Below are 16,501 nucleotides of genomic sequence, written 5' to 3'. Positions count from 1 at the left end.
ATGTTTTATGCCTGCAATTTGGCCGGATCTCCGCTAAACTCTGCCACCCTTTATTTGGGGTAGCCGGGTCAGCCCTGCTTCCACCCTTTCTTCTATGCCTTCGGAGCCGCTCATGCCGTTAGTGGGACACCAACATCAGATCGATATTCTGGAACTGACCGACAAGGGGGATGGCAAGGGTCGCCTGTTCGATCGCCCCCTGTTTGTCGAGGGTCTGCTGCCCGGTGAGCAGGCGCTGGTCGAGTTGACCGAGGTCAAGCCGAACTATCTGCACGGCAAGCTGGTCGAGCTGACCCAGCCGTCCGCCGACAGGGTTCCCGATTTCTGCCCCAACACCGAGTGCGGCGGCTGCCAGGTGCGCCCGCTGGCCTATCCGGCCCAGCTCAAGCTGAAACAATCCCTGGTGCAGAGCGCGCTGGAGCAGGTCGGGCTGGGTGAGACCCAGGTCAACCCCATCCTCGGCATGGACAGCCCCTTCGCCTACCGCAACAAGGCGCAGTACGCCGTGCGTGGCAGCGAGGCGGGCGCCGAGATCGGCTTCTATCGCAAGCACTCCCACGATCTCATCACCGCCGACGACTGCGCGGTGCAGGACTCCCTGCACGTGGAGCTCAATGCCCGGGTGCGCGGCTGGATGCGCGAGCACGACATCGCCGCCTATGACGAGGTGGCTCACACCGGCTGCGTGCGCAACCTGATGACCCGCAAGGGCTTCAAGAGCGGCGAGCTGATGGTGGTGCTGGTGACCCTGGGCGAGGCGCTGCCCTTCGAGGCCGAACTGCTGGCGGCCCTGAGGGATCTGCCCATCACCACGCTGGTGCAGAACATCAATGACGAGCGCACCAACCGCATCCTGGGGACGAGCAACCGGGTGCTGCTGGGGGAAGGGGTGATCCGCGACAAGATCCACGAGCTCGCGTTCGAGATCTCGCCCCTCTCCTTCTTCCAGAACAATCCGAGCCAGACCGATGTGCTCTACTCCAAGGCGCTGGAATACAGCGAGCTGACCGGCAACGAGACGGTGTTCGACATCTATTGCGGCATCGGCACCATCTCCCTGTTCCTGGCTGGCAAGGCCGCCAAGGTGGTGGGCATAGAGTCGGTGGAGAGCGCCATCAGCGACGCCCGCCGCAACGCCGCGCTGAACGGCATAGAGCACACCGAATTCCACGTGGGCAAGGCCGAGCAACTGATGCCCGAGCTGCACGCCCAGGGCGTGACCGCCGATGTGGTGGTGATGGATCCGCCCCGCAAGGGTTGTGACAAGGCGGTGCTGCAGACCCTGGTCGCCATGGCGCCGCGCCGTCTGGTCTATGTCTCCTGCAACCCCCAGACCCTGGCCCGGGATCTCGCCTGGCTGGTCAAGCAGGGCTTCGTGCTGGACGAGGTGCAGCCGGTGGACATGTTCCCGCACTCCATGCACGTGGAAGCGGTCGCCCGCCTGAGCCTGCCGGCGCAAGCCTGATCGGACATTGGTGTGGAGAGATTGACATCTTCCTCCTCCATCCCATGCACGTGGAAGTGGTCGCCCGTCTGAGCCTGCCGGCGCAAGGCTGAGTGGGCTGCCGTGCCACGAGAGCATGGCATTAGCCAGATGGCTCTGATAAAAACGACTCCAAATGGAGTCGTTTTTTTATGGCCGTGGAGCGGCATGACAACCAGGCAGGGAGAGCGGGGTGATGATTCGTTTGGCGGACGTGGAGGATGCGGCGGCGCTGGATCACTTCTTTGGGCAGCTGGATCGGGAGACCCGCTTCATGCTTTATGAGGCGGGGGAGCGCCCCTCAAATATCGAGGGGCAGCGCCAGCGGCTCGAGGCCATGGCGGCGGTCCCCAATCAGGCCATGTGGCTGCTGGTGCTGGCCGAAGAGGTGCAGGGGTTTGCCGTGCTCATCGGTGGCGGCCTGGCGCGCAACCGCCACTGCGCCCTGGTGGTGATGGGATTGCGGTCGAGTGCGCGCGGCCAGGGCTGGGGCGAGCGGCTGCTGCGTACCCTGATCGCGAGTGCGCCGGAGTGCGGCATCAGCAGACTGGAGCTGGGGGTGATGGCCCATAACGAGGTGGCTCATTCACTTTATCGCAAGTGCGGTTTTCTGGATGAGGGGCTGCGGCGGCAGGCGTATCGGCTGGACGAGGGCTATGTCGACGAGATCAGCATGGGGCTGCTGTTGCCGCTCACGGCCCCATGACTCCGCTGGGCCCGTGAGGCTGGTTCGGCGCACGCGATTGGGGCAGGCTGTAGCGGGAGAATAATAGAGACGAGGAGGGGCCCATGAAGGGGATTTTGCTGCGTTGGCTGGCTCGCTACGATGCCTGGTGCCAGGAGTGGGGACTCATCCCGGAGAACCGGCGCTGCTGCGCGCCGGTGCGTCATGATGAGGACGAGAAAGCCTCGGACAGGGGCGAAGACGGCCTCACTGAACATTGCGCGTCACGGCGCCGTTGACGCTGTTGTAGTCGAAAGAGAGACCCTCAGGGTAGGCCGGGAAGCGGCCAATGGAGTCGCGCAGGGTATAGCGGCAGTTGCTGTGTTCTAGGCCTCCAGCCTCTGTTTGATCGTATGCAGGGATGAGTTGCGAAATATAATCTGGTTCGGCACCTGTTTTATCTTCATCCGCCACTGTTTGTTCTGTATCGAGTAGTCCGGTGAAGAGAAGCTCGCAGTCTGCTCTGCTGTTGACAGATATTTCATTGCTTTTTCCGCCAGGGAAAATGGTGTCAATCCCCATACCAGGTCGATTTTCATCGGTCCCTACTGGCCAGCCATAGTGGTTGATGTCGAGATCCTGCTTGCCCATGCCGCTAAAGTTATAGAGTGCCAGCGGCTCCCCCTTCACCTTGACCGCCCAGCCAGCATGGGCGAGCTGCACGGCGCTGGCAAAACCGCCCGCGGTCGCAGAGACGCTGCTCTTTAGCGCATCGTCCTGGATGTTGATGAAGCGGGGCAGGGCGGTGACGGCGAGTATGGCCAGCACGACGATGACCAGCACCAGTTCTAGCAGGGTAAAGCCGTGGGAAAGGTGTTTTGGCATGGAATCAACCCATTGAGTACGACAAACAGGTAAGCGCGACATGGAACTGATAGACACCCACTGCCACCTCGATTTTCCGGTGTTCGATGACGATCGGGAGGCATTGCTGGCCCAGTGGCGCCAGCTGGGGGTGGGGGAGTATATCATCCCCGCCGTGGGGGAGGAAAACTGGGGGCGGGTGATGGCGCTGGCCGAGCGCCATCACGGCATTCGCTATGGTCTGGGGGTGCATCCCTGGTATGTGGGGGCCCAGACGGAGGGGGCGCTGGCAAGGCTGGAGGCCCTGCTGGCGGGCAAACCCAGGGGGCTGGTGGCCATCGGCGAATGCGGGCTGGACTTGCGCACCCAGGTGCCCCAGGAGGGGCAGCTTGAACTGTTCGAGGCGCAGGTGAGGCTGGCCATGGCCCATGATCTGCCTCTCATCGTCCACTCGGTGCGGGCCAACGACACTGTCGCCAAGATCCTGCGGCGCTTCAAACCGGCGAGGGGGGGCGTCATCCACGCCTTCAGCGGCTCCCTGCATCAGGCCGAGGCGTTCTGGCAACTGGGCTTCAGGCTGGGGATCGGGGGAGTCATCAGCTATGAGCGGGCCAACAAGACCCGGGAGGCGATCCGCGCCATGCCGCTGGAGGCCTTGTTGCTGGAAACCGACGCCCCCGACATGCCGCTTCAGGGCCAGCAGGGGGAGGTGAACACCCCGGCCAGCCTGCCGACCATAGCTCGGTTGCTGGCGCAATTACGGCAGCAACCGCTGGTGGATGTTATTTCGGTGTTACATGAATCCACTCTGCGGCTTTTCCCGCGGGCGACCATAGATTTAACAGCTGATTAACGATCGATGCCGGTGTGATAAAAAACAGGACCCATAAAAATCGTTTGCGGTCTAATTAAACGACGTTCAGCCCATTTCAGGCTTATAAAATGTGACCAGTATTCTATTTTGTCGCACCGTAATTAGTATAATGCGCACCCTTGATTAGCGGCTTTCATACACAAAACGTTAACAAGCTGGCAGGTGCTACTAAAGAGGAAGTGTTAATAATGAATCTGATAATGGGTCTGGTGGGGATGGCGACGCTCATCCTTATCGCGGTGCTGTTCTCCAGCAATCGCAAGGCAATCAAAATTCGTACCGTGGGCGGTGCCTTTGCCATTCAGGCAGGCTTGGGTGCCTTCGTGCTGTATGTCCCGGTTGGTCGGGATATTCTGGTGAGCGTGTCCGACGCCGTCTCCAGCGTCATCGGTTATGGTCAGAACGGCATCGAATTCCTGTTCGGTGGTCTGGTCAGCAACAAGATGTTCGAAGTGTTCGGTGGCGGTGGTTTCATCTTCGCCTTCCGCGTCCTGCCCGTCATCATCTTCTTCTCTTCCCTGATCGCGGTTCTTTATTACCTCGGCATCATGCAGTGGGTGATCAAGCTGCTGGGTGGTGGTCTGCAGAAGGTGCTGGGTACCTCCCGTACCGAATCCCTGTCTGCCACTGCCAACATCTTCGTCGGCCAGACTGAAGCCCCGCTGGTGGTGCGTCCCTTCATCTCCAAGATGACCGACTCCGAGCTGTTCGCCGTCATGTGTGGTGGCCTGGCCTCCGTTGCCGGCTCCGTGCTGGCCGGTTACGCCTCCATGGGCGTCAAGATGGAATACCTGATCGCCGCCTCCTTCATGGCTGCCCCGGGTGGTCTGCTGTTCGCCAAGCTGCTGGTACCGGAAACCGAGACCCCGAGCTACGACGAGAACTCCGCCGATGGCGATCTGGACGACAAGCCTGCCAACGTGATCGACGCCGCCGCTGCCGGTGCCTCCGCCGGTCTGCAACTGGCCCTGAACGTGGGTGCCATGCTGCTGGCCTTCATCGGTCTGATCGCCATGATCAACGGCATCTTCTCCGGCGTGGGTGGCTGGTTCGGCATGCCTGAGCTCTCCCTGGAGCTGCTGCTGGGCTGGCTGTTCTCCCCACTGGCCTTCCTGATCGGTGTGCCCTGGAGCGAAGCGGTCGTGGCCGGTTCCTTCATCGGTCAGAAGCTGGTGGTGAACGAGTTCGTGGCTTACCTGAACTTCGCCCCCTACCTGAAGGATGAAGTGCTGATCAACGGCGTGGCCATGTCCGACCACACCAAGGCCATCATCTCCTTCGCCCTGTGCGGCTTCGCCAACCTGTCCTCCGTTGCCATCCTGCTGGGTGGTCTGGGCTCCATGGCACCGAACCGTCGCGGCACCATCGCCAAGTTCGGCCTGAAGGCCGTGCTGGCCGGCTCTCTGTCCAACCTGATGTCTGCCACCATCGCAGGCTTCTTCCTGGCACTGACAGCCATGTAATGCTTGTCTGACAGACAAGTTGAAACGAGCGCCACAGCGAAAAGCTGTGGCGTTCTCGTTTGGGGCGGTGACAACCGTTTTCCTTTCTAGACTAATAATAAAATGAGTCAAATCGGAGGTTTTATGAATGAAGTGCTACTGGCGATTGCTGCCGGCTTTATCGTTGGCGTGTTGTTTTCTTTCCTCAAGTTGCCGATCCCGGCACCTCCCGTACTGTCCGGGGTAATGGGGATTGTGGGGGTCTATCTGGGGGGGATTGCCTACTCCTGGATCCTGACCCGCTTCTTCTCTTAAGCACCTTCCAGTGCTGGATTTGCCGGGTGTGAGGTACCTCTGAAATTGGCAAATCCGGCTTGCAAACATGGGGTATCTCGGCTGAAATAGGCGATGCCAGCAGGGTGCTGGCATTGACTAATGCCCACATGAGGTGGGTGTTGGCGGTCAAATGGAATTGATTGGGAAGTCGGGTCTGCGGTTGTCGGCCTTTCTCAAGTCTTCATGGAACCAAGTCCGCACTTTTGTAAGAAAGTGACAGGGCTCTTGCCTTATTTGCAGCCGTATTGCCTGTGCATTTGCGCTGTAATTCCATATCCCGTTCGTCCGGGATCTCTCCTCGCCGATCCTGCGTGTTCGGTGGTGGCGGATCGTGGGTGGAGGGACTTATCGAGACTTTGGAGACATAGCATGACTGATCTGAAACTGGCCGCCCAACGCGCCCTGAACCTGATGGACCTGACCACCCTGAACGATGACGACACCGATCAGAAGGTCATCGACCTGTGCCGCAAGGCCAAGTCCCCGGCCGGCCTCACCGCCGCCGTCTGCATCTACCCCCGTTTCATCCCCATCGCTCGCAAGACCCTGCGCGAGATCGGCGCCGCCGACGTGCGCATCGCCACCGTGACCAACTTCCCTCACGGCAACGACGACATCGAGATCGCCGTGGCCGAGACTCGCGCCGCGGTCGCCTACGGTGCCGATGAAGTGGACGTGGTGTTCCCGTACCGCGCCTTCATGGCAGGCAATGAACAGGTCGGCTTCGATCTGGTCAAAGCTTGTAAGGAAGCCTGTGGCGACAAGGCGCTGCTGAAAGTGATCATCGAGACCGGCGAGTTGAAGGAAGAGGCGCTGATCCGTCGCGCCTCCGAGATCTCCATCGACGCCGGTGCCGACTTCATCAAGACCTCCACCGGCAAGGTGCCGGTCAATGCGACCCCGGAAGCGGCCCGCATCATGATGGAAGTGATCAAGGCCAAGAACCCGAAAGTCGGCTTCAAGCCTGCTGGTGGCGTGAAAGACGCAGCCGTTGCCGGTCAGTACCTGGCCATGGCCGAAGAGATCCTGGGCAAGGAGTGGGTCTCCCCGCGCACCTTCCGCTTCGGCGCCTCCAGCCTGCTGGCCAGCCTGCTGGCGACCCTGGGCCACGGCGACAAGCCGGCCAATACCAGCGGTTACTAAGCGGTGACAGGGGGCGGTGCGCCGCCCCCTCTTCGGATCCTGTTCGGTCTGTGTTCGTGCAAGGCGCACGGAGGGAATGAAAGATGTTTTTGCCTCAAGAAATTATTCGCAAGAAGCGCAACGGTGAAGCGCTCAGTACCCAAGAGATTCAATTCTTCGTCCAGGGCATTACCAACAACACCATAGGCGAAGGGCAGATAGCGGCGCTGGCCATGGCGGTCTACTTCAAGGACATGACCATGGATGAGCGGGTCGCCCTGACCTGTGCCATGCGCGACTCCGGCATGGTGCTGACCTGGGACCACCTCAATCTGGGTGGCCCCATCGTCGACAAGCACTCCACCGGTGGCGTGGGTGACGTGGTCTCCCTGATGCTGGGCCCCATGGTCGCCGCCTGCGGCGGCTTCGTGCCGATGATCTCCGGCCGCGGTCTAGGCCACACCGGCGGTACCCTGGACAAGCTGGATGCCATCCCCGGCTACCAGACCTCGGTCGACAACGATCGCTTCCTGAAAGTGGTGAAAGAGGCGGGTGTGGCCATCATAGGCCAGACCGGCGATCTCGCTCCGGCCGACAAGCGTATCTATGCTGTGCGTGACATCACGGCCACCGTCGAATCCATCGCCATGATCACCGGCTCCATCCTCTCCAAGAAGCTCGCCTCCGGGCTCGAAGCCCTGGTGATGGATGTGAAAGTGGGCTCCGGCGCCTTCATGCCGACCTTTGAAGCCTCCGAAGAGCTGGCCAGGAGCATAGTGGCCGTGGCCAACGGTGCCGGCTGCCGCACCTCGGCGCTGCTGACCGACATGAACCAGGTGCTGGCCTCCAGTGCCGGTAACGCGGTCGAAGTGCGCGAGGCGGTACGCTACCTGACCGGTGAGTACCGCAACCCGCGCATCCACGAAGTGACCCTGGCCCTGTGTGCTGAGATGCTGATCTCCGCGGGTCTCGCCAGCAACGAGCAGGACGCCCGTGCCAGGCTGCAGGGGGTGCTGGACAATGGCAAGGCCGCCGAGATCTTCGGTCGCATGGTGACCGGCCTCGGTGGTCCGGCGGACTTCATGGAGCGTTACGATGCTTACCTGCCCAAGGCCGCCATAGTGCGCCCCGTGTATGCGGCGCAGAGCGGTTTCGTGACCGCCATGGATACCCGCGAACTGGGCCTGGCCGTGGTCGCCATGGGCGGTGGTCGCCGCGCCGCCGGGGACAAACTCGATTATGCGGTCGGTCTGACCGACTTTATCCGCCTGGGGCAGAGCGTCGAGGCTGACAAGCCGCTCGCGCTGATCCACGCTCAGACAGAAGCTCAATTTGCCGAGGCCGCCCGCATGGTGCAGGCAGCCGTCAAGATCGGTGACACCCGACCAGAGGCACTGCCCGAGGTTTACCGTCGCATCGGTCTGGCCGATTTGTAACAAGGGGAAGACCCATGAAACGTACCTTTATTCTGATGATGGACTCCTTCGGTATTGGCGCTGCCGCCGATGCCGAGAAGTTCGGAGATGTGGGCGCCAACACCCTTGGCCATATCGCCAAGGCCTGCGCCGCCGGTGAGATTGAAGGCCGTGGTGCCCTCAACCTGCCCAACCTCAACAAGCTGGGCCTGGGCCACGCGGGGGAGCAGGCTTCCGGCTACTTCCCGGCTGGCTTGAAGAAAGATATCGAGGTAGTCGGTGCCTACGGCTTCGCCCAGGAGCTCTCCTCCGGCAAGGACACCCCGTCCGGCCACTGGGAGATCGCCGGTGTGCCCGTGCTGTTCGAGTGGGGTTACTTCCACGATCACCACAACAGCTTCCCGCAGGAGCTGCTGGACGCCATCGTCGAGAAGGCGGGTCTGCCGGGTTACCTCGGCAACTGCCACGCCTCCGGCACCCAGGTGCTGGATGACTTGGGCGAAGAGCACATGCGTACCGGCAAGCCCATTCTCTACACCTCTGCCGACTCCGTGTTCCAGATCGCCTGTCACGAAGAGACCTACGGCCTCGAGAAGCTCTATGAGCTGTGCCACATAGTGCGCGAGCTGCTGGAGCCCTACAACATAGGCCGCGTCATCGCGCGTCCGTTCGTGGGCAGCGGCAAGGGCAACTTCAAGCGCACCGGCAACCGTCACGACTACTCGGTGCTGCCGCCGGCACCGACCGTGCTGGACTACATGAAGGATGCGGGGGGCCAGGTGGTCTCCATCGGCAAGATCGCCGACATCTATGCCCAGCAGGGCATCACCAAGCAGGTGAAGGGCACGGGCCTGACCGAGCTGTGGGACAGAACCCTGGAAGAGGTGAAAGCGGCCGGTGACAACACCATCGTCTTCACCAACTTCGTGGACTTCGACTCCTCCTACGGCCACCGCCGTGACGTCAAGGGCTACGCCGATGCGCTTGAGTATTTCGACTCCCGCCTGCCGGAGCTGTTCGAGATACTGCAAGATGGCGACGTGGTGGTGCTGACCGCCGACCACGGCTGCGATCCGACCTGGAGCGGCACCGACCACACCCGTGAATACATCCCGGTGCTGTTCTATGGCAAGCCGGTCAAGGCGGGCTCCGTCGGCCGTCGCGAGACCTTCGCCGACATCGGCCAGAGCATAGCGGCCTACCACGGTCTGCCCAAGCTGCAATACGGCACCAGCTTCCTCTGATGCCCTGGGCAGGGCGGCATCTCAGGTGCGCTCTGCCCGGTTGCAGCAGGGTCTCTGCTTTTTGTAACTGACCCGCCTGCCACTCAGGTGGCGGGCAATTTTAAAAACAATAAAACTCAACCTAGTGTGAAGGAATCAAGAGAATGGCAACTCCTCATATCAATGCAAAAGATGGCGCCTTTGCTGACACAGTGCTGATGCCGGGCGACCCCCTGCGTGCCAAGTACATCGCCGAGACCTTCCTGGAGAACGTCGAGCAGGTGTGCGACGTGCGCAGCATGCTCGGCTTCACCGGTACCTACAAGGGCCGTCGCATCTCCGTCATGGGCCACGGCATGGGCATCCCGTCCTGCTCCATCTATGCCAAGGAGCTGATCACCGACTACGGCGTGAAGACCCTGATCCGCGTGGGTTCCTGCGGTGCCGTGCGTGAAGACGTGAAACTGCGTGACGTGGTGATCGGCATGGGTGCCTGCACCGACTCCAAGGTCAACCGTCTGCGCTTCAAGGATCACGACTTCGCCGCCATCGCCGACTTCGACCTGGTTGCCAATGCGGTGCAGGCCGCCAAGAACAAGGGCACGCCGGTGCGCGTGGGCAACATCTTCTCCGCCGACCTGTTCTACACCCCGGACCCCTCCATGTTTGACGTCATGGAAAAATACGGCATCCTGGGTGTCGAGATGGAAGCCGCCGGCATCTACGGCGTGGCCGCAGAGTACGGTGCCCGTGCCCTGACCATCTGCACCGTTTCCGATCACATCCGTACCGGCGAGCAGACCACCTCCGAAGAGCGTCAGCTGACCTTCAACGACATGATCGAAATCGCACTGAACTCCGTGCTGCTGGGCGACTGATCCCGCGGCGTCGGCTCCATGCAAAACGGCGACCCTGGGTCGCCGTTTTTTTATGCCTCATTTGGGGAGTCAGCCCGGAAGGGCCGCTGTGCCGTCTATCCTTTCTGGCCGCCAACAACGAGTTCAACGCCATGAGACGAAAGCATATTCTGACTCGGCGGCGCTTCATTGTGATGCCGAACATTGCATGGGCTGGCGAGGGCAACGGTTGGCAGATCCGCTGAGCGACAACGATGCTCTTATCAGTTGGCCGACGGCGGGACCGGCTGGCCCGCATCACCTCCTGCGATCTCAATCACGCCGCTCTCGGCTCAGGATCCCATGGTGGATAAAGGGCCCTAATCACCCTCTTCGCTCACCACCAGCGACCAGCTCTCATCGGGATCGAACAGCTGGATCGCCTCGACGGCCGTTGCAGTTTTGGCCCCTAGATCCTTTTGATAAACCCGCCCCTCGTGATTCACCATGAAGGTCATCACCCCGCTGTTGGCATAATCGGCTGGCCAGGCGATCAGGGCGACACCGTCTCTTAATTGTCCTTCGACAAAGTACTCTTTACTCCCCCCATTGGCCGCAGCCCCCTGGGCATACAGGATACGGTAGTAGTAGCCATGATAGGGGGTGCGTTGACCGACCACGGCCTTGTAACCCTCTGCGGCGGCACTGACGACCTCCTCTCCGGCCGGGCTGGCTGGTTCCCCCTCGCTTACGGGCCAATAGAGTCCATTTTGTTGGCCTGGATCACTGCGCAGTTTTGCCGCAAAGAGTCCCGCGGATTGGCCATCATGCCCCATGGCGGCGTACTCTATCTGTGCGTCGATAAAGCCACGGCACACCGCAATCGCCCCCAGCTCATTCCGACCGATGCGGCGATAGACGATCTCTTTGGCCCCTGCGGCGCCATCGAGATACCACTTGCCATCTGTGGCCACGAGGGGGATGGGCAGTGGCCAATCCGACTCCCCCACGACCAGTATCATTTTATCCTTACCGTCGGCCACCAGTTGGTGCTTGCTCTTGAAGCTCGCGACGAAGGCGGTGCGATCATTGGCATCGGCCACCTCATCCCCCGAGCTGATGGCCTCCTCACTGTGCTCGCCGAGCAGCAGCGTGAGTGCGGTGACATCATTCCGCTCCAGGGCCGTGATCAGGGCCTGCACCGCCTCATCCGGGGTGGCGAAGGTGCGCTGTGCCATGGCGCTTGCGTTGCAGGCGACGGTCAGGGCCAGCATGGCCAACACCCATGAGGGAGCCCAGCTCCATTTCAACAAAGGCTTCATTATCGCGTACTCCGTCTGGGTTGAGTGGTGCGCCCGGCACGCCCGCTACTGGCCACACTTTCGCGCCCACGTTGGCTGGCGGCGCGCTCGGTTCTACCCGAATTATGTACCCCTTGGAAGGCACTCCTTGAGGTTGAGGCCGAGGCAACAGGAGCTCTGCGCGTCGCCGTCTGTGCTGCGCTCTTGCTGTGAGTGGCGCGTGGCTGGACATGGCCGCGATCACGCGCTCCGGCGGTCTGTGGCGTGATTTGCTGCCGCTTGACCTTGTCTCCTGCGTAGTCGCCCTGGCGCGGCGTGCGTTGGGCCACGTTCGCCTCCCTGTTCGCCTGTCTGGCGTCGCGCGTCACCTTGGCATTGTCGCTGTTGGGTTGGCGGTTGGCTCCCGCATAGCTCCCCTTCGGCGCGGTTGCGCGTGCCTCCCGATTCACCTCGTTGACCGCGCGCGGTGCGCCGGCGTATGTGCCTTCAGGCTGGCGATTGGCCCCCGCATAAGTCCCCTTGGGTGTGACATCTCGTCGGGCCGTTCCTGCCGCGTTATTCAGCGGGCGTTGTTCCAGGGTCGCCAGCTCGGCACGCTGGGGGCGCGCCGCCGTGATGGGGCTGTCGGCCTGGCGCAGGTAGTTGTTGGGGCCGCGCTCAAACTTGTTGAAGTAATCGTTTCCCTCGGCGTTGATATAGATCTTGTTGTTAGAGCCCCGCTGATAGTTGACCGGACGGTTGTACCCATTGGCGGGACGGAAACCATTGCCATAGTTGGGGTTGTAACGATAGGGAACATAACCGTCGGGATAACCCGATCCCCACCGCGGGTAATAGTAATCGCCTTCATCATCATCGTCGTTGAAGACCTCGTTGACCAACATGCCAGCCCCAAAGGCGAGCAAGCCCGTCAAGACCATATCACCGCGGTCGTATTCATCCTCGTCATCATCATCATGTTCTACCACTGTCGTGGTGGTTGTCGCAGGTGCGGTCGTTGTCGTGGTTTCTGTGGTCACCGGCGCGGGAGCCGGCCCGGCGGCTGGCGCACTATAGACGGCGGTTGGGTCGTATTGCGGGACATAAATGACGTCAGGGTTGGCAGGCGCAATGGTGACGATCTGCTGATTGTTCTGTTCATCCTTGGCCACTTTCATCTGTTCCGAGTCTTTCAGGTTGCCCACCTCCATCGCCTGTTGGCGCAGGCGCTGAACGGCGGCCAATACGCCCGGTTCATCGGCCAGGAAGGCACTGCCCAGCTCGGTCGTCCACTCCATCTTCAAGCACATCATGTCCATGACGGTCGGGAAGCGCATCAGCGACATGGTGGGCGGCGTAAAGCCCAGCGGCGCAATGGCGGCGGTCAGCTCTTTCCCTTTGAGATTGGGGTGGGCGACCAGCCAGTTGCCGGCATCGAGCACCTCTTGCGGATTGGTGGCGCTGGCCAGCACCTGGGCCAATACCGCGTCGGGGTAAAGGGCTATGGGCGCAAGCAGGGTCTCGAGCGCCTCTGGGGTATATTGCGATGCTTGTGTGTTAATCGGCTGAGGCTGCGCTTGCGGTGCGACCGCAGCGCTGGTTGTGCTGGAGGCCGCGCTGGGTTGGACACTTTGCGTGACGGGGGGGGGCTCCTCCTTGCAGGCAGCCAATACCGTGCCGAGGGCGATCACGGCCGCCAACGCGCTACGGCGAAATAGGGGGTGTTTCATGACCTTGTTTCCTTCTGCTGGAGTGGCTGATGCGCCTCTTGCCTGAAGATGTCCACAAACGTTGTATCTCATCACATTCAATGCGGGCGTCTCATACCGAAAACATAAACCACGAATCGAGATCACACCCCAAACCGGCTGGAAAGGGGTGAAAAATTCGTTTGCTTCTTTTTCAAGCTACGCCTGAAGCCCTGGATGCCGCCGAAGTCAGGTGGGCAGAGCTGAGACGTTAAGGGCTATGAGATACCGCCTTGGGTGGTGCTCGAGATTCAATCAAGGCACTTGGGGATGGAAGAGATCGAGGAGCTGGCTGTCGATGCAGCGCAAATGGCTGGATAGGCTGGTCGAGGAACTACGGCATGAGGTGATCGTGGCGCGTCACGTCGTTATCGGGCGCTTCAGCGGAGCCAAGCGTCGCGATGCCCTGTTCGAGCAGAGACTGGAACCGCTGGGGGCAATAACAGGACCAAGGGGGTTCGCGAGCGGCACCTTATTCGATGCCGGGCGGCGGGGCGTTGTCGGCGGAGGTCTGGCTCTGCACCGATCTCTTCTTGTGCTTGCGCACCCGCATGTAGTTGCGGCGCACCCCGTAGGAGATGAGCAGGCCGGCCAGCAGCATCACCAGCAGCATCAGTCGCTGTTTCTCCTGACTCACCTTGAGATGGGTGTCCTGCGCGGCGATCAGCTGTTGCTCCTCCAGGGTGATCCTCAGGTAGCCCAGTGTCAGGTTCCCCTCCTGGATCTCCTGCACGAACTGGGTGCGCCCCTTGCCCTGCTCCGGCAGGGACTTGTTGTCGGTGCCGATGGGCAACAGGTTCTCGAGGGGAACGGCCTGATCCGACTGGGCGAGGGGAATGCCGCGGGCGTCGTAGAGGGTGACGTCGAGGATCTCGGGCTCGGCGGCCAGATCCTGGGCCAGGCGCTCCAGCTCGCTCTCCTTGTCCTCCTTGATCCAGCGTCGCATGTCCCGGGCGGCGTAGGCGACCAGCGCCTGGGCCCTGTCCCGCGCCGCGCTGTGCAATGCGGCCTGGCTTGCTCCCTGCATGTGGATCATCAGCACCAGCACCCAGAGACCGAGCAGGATCCCCGCTGCCAGGCTGATAACACGTTTGATGGGGAGATGACGCACAGCGCTGAGCCTCTTGGGGTGAATGGACAATGGTGGCGGGATCTTGGCGCTTGCCTGTACAAAAAGCAATACGCTACTCTGGGCCCGCATGATGAACCCCATGATCTCCAAGGAAGGCGTCTCTCTTATGTTGTTGTCCCAACTCCCCCGCTCCCCGCACGACTGGTCCCAGGTTCTGTGCGGTGTTCCCTGCTGGCAGCTCACCCCGGAGGCCCTGCTGCCCGCGGCCAGTGCCCATGACGGCGCCTGGCTGGTGCTGTTTGGCAAGGCGCTAGGTGCCCGCCACCTGACACAGGTGGCGACGCTGCTGGCAGACCATGAGGTCGAGGCCAGCCTCTATCCCGTGGGGGAGCAGGCCGGTGTGCCCCTGCTGCTGCTCGGCGCCAGCCGTTTCTCCCCCGAGCTGGTGCTGGCCCTCAAGGGGCAGGAGTGGGACATAGATGCCTGTCATCTCGCCTCCTTGCCCACCCTGGCGATCCCCGGGCTGCTGGTGATGGACATGGATTCCACCGCGATCCGGATCGAGTGCATCGACGAAATAGCCCGTCTGGCCGGGGTGGGTGAGCAGGTGGCGGCCGTGACGGCGGCGGCCATGCAGGGCAAGCTGGAGTTTGCCGACAGCCTGCGCAACCGGGTCGCCCTGCTGAAGGGGGCCCCTGTCGCCATCCTCGACGAGGTGGCGGCCGCCATGCCCTGGATGCCCGGCTTGCAGCTGATGGTCGACACCCTCAAGCAGGCGGGCTGGATAGTGGCGATCGCCTCCGGCGGCTTTACCCGTTTCGCCGGCGAACTGCAGCAGGCGCTGGGGCTGGACGCCATCTTCGCCAACGAGCTGGCGGTGGAGGGGGGCCTGCTGACCGGCCAGGTGAGCGGTCCCATAGTGGATGCCGCCGCCAAGGCCGAGGCGCTGCTGCAGCTGGCACGGGAGCATGGGATCCCCGCCGCCCAGACGGTGGCGGTCGGCGATGGCGCCAACGATCTCAAGATGATGGGGGTGGCCGGACTCGGCATCGCCATCCACGCCAAGCCCCTGGTGCGGGCCCAGGCGGCCGCCACCCTCAATCACCATGATCTGGAAGGGGTGCTCTGCCTGCTCGGCGCGCTCGCCTGCCGCGACAGGCGCTGGAGTTGAAACCCGCTCAAGGAGGAGCAAAGAACAAGATGGAACTGTTGCAACAATCCCTGTTTGTCCCCTGTGGCGAACATCGGCTCCATGTGCGCCATATCCAGCCCGGTGTCGCCGTCCATGCCGACCCCATCCTGATGGTGCACGGCGCCATCGAGAACGGGCGCATCTTCTACACCGAGTCCGGCAAGGGGCTGGCCTGTTTTCTGGCGCGGCACGGTTATCAGGTGTACGTGGCCGATCTGCGCGGCCGGGGCCAGAGCACGCCGGCCATCGCCGAGCGGGCCGGTCACGGCCAGCATGAGCTGATCACCGAGGATCTGCCCGCGCTGCAGCACTGGGTGGCGGCGCGCCATCCCGCGGCCAGGGTGCACTGGATGGCCCACTCCTGGGGCGGGGTCATCATGGCCTCGACCCTGGTGCGCTTCCCCGAGCTGGCGGATCAGATAGCGAGCCTGGTGTTCTTCGGCACCAAGCGGGGGGTCTCGGTGCAGAACCCCGAGCGCTGGCTGAAGGTGGACCTGATCTGGAACCGGTTGGCGCCCTGGCTGGCGCGCCGCCAGGGTTTTCTGGCTGCCCGCAAGTTGAAGATAGGGGCCGATGATGAGCCCTTGCGTTACCTGCAGGAGACCATTCCCTGGGTGAAATGCGGGCCCTGGCAGGATCCCCACGACGGCTTTGCCTATGACGAGGCCGCCGCCAGGGTGAGCTGGCCGCCGCTCTGGATGATCTCGGCCAAGGCGGACAAGGTGCTGGGTCACCCCACGGACGTGCGTCGCTTTAGCGCCGAGATGGGATCGGCGACCCGCCATACCCGCCTCGGCCGGGATAACGGCAACCGGCTCGATTACGATCACATCAACATGCTGACGGCGCCCCAGGCCCAGGAGGATCACTTCCCCGAGATCCTCGCCTGGCTGCTCAATCCCCAGGCGGCCTGAGCGCCCGCTGAAACGGGCCGCCATCTGCCCGCCTCC

Annotated in this window: 16 protein-coding genes; 12 read left to right on the top strand and 4 right to left on the bottom strand. The window is 62.2% G+C overall.

Annotated elements, in window-relative coordinates; genetic code table 11:
* The first annotated feature begins 112 nt into the window (after positions 1-112).
* The 3 genes from rlmD to HB860_RS16145 all read left to right on the top strand — a co-directional run bounded on the left by rlmD (position 113) and on the right by HB860_RS16145 (position 2,446).
* Positions 113-1,465, top strand: a complete 1,353-nt coding sequence (rlmD, locus tag HB860_RS16155) for a 23S rRNA (uracil(1939)-C(5))-methyltransferase RlmD (RefSeq protein ID WP_247627290.1) — start codon at positions 113-115, stop codon at positions 1,463-1,465.
* Positions 1,466-1,679: 214 nt separating this feature from the next.
* Entirely contained in the window at positions 1,680-2,189 is a 510-nt protein-coding gene (locus HB860_RS16150; protein WP_247627440.1) for a GNAT family N-acetyltransferase, read from the top strand.
* A gap of 83 nt (positions 2,190-2,272) precedes the next feature.
* Positions 2,273-2,446, top strand: a complete 174-nt coding sequence (locus HB860_RS16145) for a hypothetical protein (RefSeq protein WP_247627289.1) — start codon at positions 2,273-2,275, stop codon at positions 2,444-2,446.
* On the opposite strand, the gene tppF is transcribed toward HB860_RS16145, so the two are convergent.
* Positions 2,415-3,032 carry a prepilin-type N-terminal cleavage/methylation domain-containing protein gene (gene tppF / locus HB860_RS16140; protein ID WP_247627439.1) on the bottom strand — a complete coding sequence of 206 codons (618 nt, stop codon included), beginning with the start codon at positions 3,030-3,032 and terminating at the stop codon, positions 2,415-2,417. The two genes, HB860_RS16145 and tppF, sit on opposite strands and share 32 nt — an antisense overlap.
* A gap of 40 nt (positions 3,033-3,072) precedes the next feature.
* Here tppF and HB860_RS16135 point away from each other — a divergent pair, with 40 nt between their 5' ends.
* The 7 genes from HB860_RS16135 (at position 3,073) to deoD (ending at position 10,301) form a co-directional block, all read left to right on the top strand.
* Complete coding sequence (locus tag HB860_RS16135) at positions 3,073-3,864, top strand: TatD family hydrolase (RefSeq protein ID WP_247627288.1); 792 nt, start codon at positions 3,073-3,075, stop codon at positions 3,862-3,864.
* A gap of 209 nt (positions 3,865-4,073) precedes the next feature.
* Positions 4,074-5,348: a NupC/NupG family nucleoside CNT transporter gene (locus HB860_RS16130; protein ID WP_139436905.1), complete on the top strand. Its 1,275-nt coding sequence runs from the start codon at positions 4,074-4,076 to the stop codon at positions 5,346-5,348.
* 123 nt (positions 5,349-5,471) lie between these two features.
* Positions 5,472-5,642, top strand: a complete 171-nt coding sequence (locus tag HB860_RS16125; RefSeq protein ID WP_005332215.1) for a XapX domain-containing protein — start codon at positions 5,472-5,474, stop codon at positions 5,640-5,642.
* Between the two features lie 390 nt (positions 5,643-6,032).
* Positions 6,033-6,806 (top strand): deoxyribose-phosphate aldolase, encoded by a 774-nt coding sequence (deoC, locus tag HB860_RS16120; RefSeq protein WP_043128921.1) that lies wholly within the window; start codon positions 6,033-6,035, stop codon positions 6,804-6,806.
* An 83-nt stretch (positions 6,807-6,889) separates the two neighbouring features.
* Positions 6,890-8,221, top strand: coding sequence for a thymidine phosphorylase (deoA, locus tag HB860_RS16115; protein WP_247627287.1), 1,332 nt, complete (start codon positions 6,890-6,892; stop codon positions 8,219-8,221).
* A 14-nt stretch (positions 8,222-8,235) separates the two neighbouring features.
* Entirely contained in the window at positions 8,236-9,444 is a 1,209-nt protein-coding gene (locus HB860_RS16110) for a phosphopentomutase (protein WP_025325642.1), read from the top strand.
* Positions 9,445-9,587: 143 nt separating this feature from the next.
* On the top strand, positions 9,588-10,301 hold the full coding sequence (gene deoD / locus HB860_RS16105) for a purine-nucleoside phosphorylase (RefSeq protein ID WP_247627286.1): 714 nt from the start codon (positions 9,588-9,590) through the stop codon (positions 10,299-10,301).
* A gap of 338 nt (positions 10,302-10,639) precedes the next feature.
* On the opposite strand, the gene HB860_RS16100 is transcribed toward deoD, so the two are convergent.
* From HB860_RS16100 to HB860_RS16090, 3 genes are all read right to left on the bottom strand, one after another.
* Positions 10,640-11,581, bottom strand: coding sequence for a DUF2950 domain-containing protein (locus tag HB860_RS16100; RefSeq protein WP_247627285.1), 942 nt, complete (start codon positions 11,579-11,581; stop codon positions 10,640-10,642).
* Positions 11,581-13,269 (bottom strand): DUF3300 domain-containing protein, encoded by a 1,689-nt coding sequence (locus tag HB860_RS16095; RefSeq protein ID WP_247627284.1) that lies wholly within the window; start codon positions 13,267-13,269, stop codon positions 11,581-11,583. Before HB860_RS16095 ends, HB860_RS16100 begins: the two co-directional genes overlap by 1 nt.
* A gap of 490 nt (positions 13,270-13,759) precedes the next feature.
* Positions 13,760-14,398 (bottom strand): AhpA/YtjB family protein, encoded by a 639-nt coding sequence (locus HB860_RS16090; RefSeq protein ID WP_247627283.1) that lies wholly within the window; start codon positions 14,396-14,398, stop codon positions 13,760-13,762.
* A 127-nt stretch (positions 14,399-14,525) separates the two neighbouring features.
* On the opposite strand from HB860_RS16090, the gene serB reads away from it, so the two are divergent.
* Both serB and HB860_RS16080 read left to right on the top strand, forming a co-directional pair.
* Positions 14,526-15,530 carry a phosphoserine phosphatase SerB gene (gene serB / locus HB860_RS16085; RefSeq protein WP_247627282.1) on the top strand — a complete coding sequence of 335 codons (1,005 nt, stop codon included), beginning with the start codon at positions 14,526-14,528 and terminating at the stop codon, positions 15,528-15,530.
* A gap of 29 nt (positions 15,531-15,559) precedes the next feature.
* A complete protein-coding gene (locus HB860_RS16080) occupies positions 15,560-16,465 on the top strand; it encodes an alpha/beta hydrolase family protein (protein ID WP_247627281.1) in 906 nt (301 codons plus the stop codon).
* Positions 16,466-16,501 lie beyond the last annotated feature (36 nt).

It is taken from the genome of Aeromonas genomosp. paramedia, assembly GCF_023093515.1.
Taxonomy (GTDB): domain Bacteria; phylum Pseudomonadota; class Gammaproteobacteria; order Enterobacterales; family Aeromonadaceae; genus Aeromonas.
Note: the sequence above shows the minus strand (reverse complement) of the source record. Positions and strands in the feature narration are given on the sequence as shown.

Excerpts from the sequence above, each read along its gene's own strand:
- rlmD (WP_247627290.1), top strand. The coding sequence starts at position 113 with ATGCCGTTAGTGGGACACCAACATCAGATCGATATTCTGGAACTGACC.
- HB860_RS16150 (WP_247627440.1), top strand. The coding sequence starts at position 1,680 with ATGATTCGTTTGGCGGACGTGGAGGATGCGGCGGCGCTGGATCACTTC.
- HB860_RS16145 (WP_247627289.1), top strand. The coding sequence starts at position 2,273 with ATGAAGGGGATTTTGCTGCGTTGGCTGGCTCGCTACGATGCCTGGTGC.
- tppF (WP_247627439.1), bottom strand. The coding sequence starts at position 3,032 with ATGCCAAAACACCTTTCCCACGGCTTTACCCTGCTAGAACTGGTGCTG.
- HB860_RS16135 (WP_247627288.1), top strand. The coding sequence starts at position 3,073 with ATGGAACTGATAGACACCCACTGCCACCTCGATTTTCCGGTGTTCGAT.
- HB860_RS16130 (WP_139436905.1), top strand. The coding sequence starts at position 4,074 with ATGAATCTGATAATGGGTCTGGTGGGGATGGCGACGCTCATCCTTATC.
- HB860_RS16125 (WP_005332215.1), top strand. The coding sequence starts at position 5,472 with ATGAATGAAGTGCTACTGGCGATTGCTGCCGGCTTTATCGTTGGCGTG.
- deoC (WP_043128921.1), top strand. The coding sequence starts at position 6,033 with ATGACTGATCTGAAACTGGCCGCCCAACGCGCCCTGAACCTGATGGAC.
- deoA (WP_247627287.1), top strand. The coding sequence starts at position 6,890 with ATGTTTTTGCCTCAAGAAATTATTCGCAAGAAGCGCAACGGTGAAGCG.
- HB860_RS16110 (WP_025325642.1), top strand. The coding sequence starts at position 8,236 with ATGAAACGTACCTTTATTCTGATGATGGACTCCTTCGGTATTGGCGCT.
- deoD (WP_247627286.1), top strand. The coding sequence starts at position 9,588 with ATGGCAACTCCTCATATCAATGCAAAAGATGGCGCCTTTGCTGACACA.
- HB860_RS16100 (WP_247627285.1), bottom strand. The coding sequence starts at position 11,581 with ATGAAGCCTTTGTTGAAATGGAGCTGGGCTCCCTCATGGGTGTTGGCC.
- HB860_RS16095 (WP_247627284.1), bottom strand. The coding sequence starts at position 13,269 with ATGAAACACCCCCTATTTCGCCGTAGCGCGTTGGCGGCCGTGATCGCC.
- serB (WP_247627282.1), top strand. The coding sequence starts at position 14,526 with ATGTTGTTGTCCCAACTCCCCCGCTCCCCGCACGACTGGTCCCAGGTT.
- HB860_RS16080 (WP_247627281.1), top strand. The coding sequence starts at position 15,560 with ATGGAACTGTTGCAACAATCCCTGTTTGTCCCCTGTGGCGAACATCGG.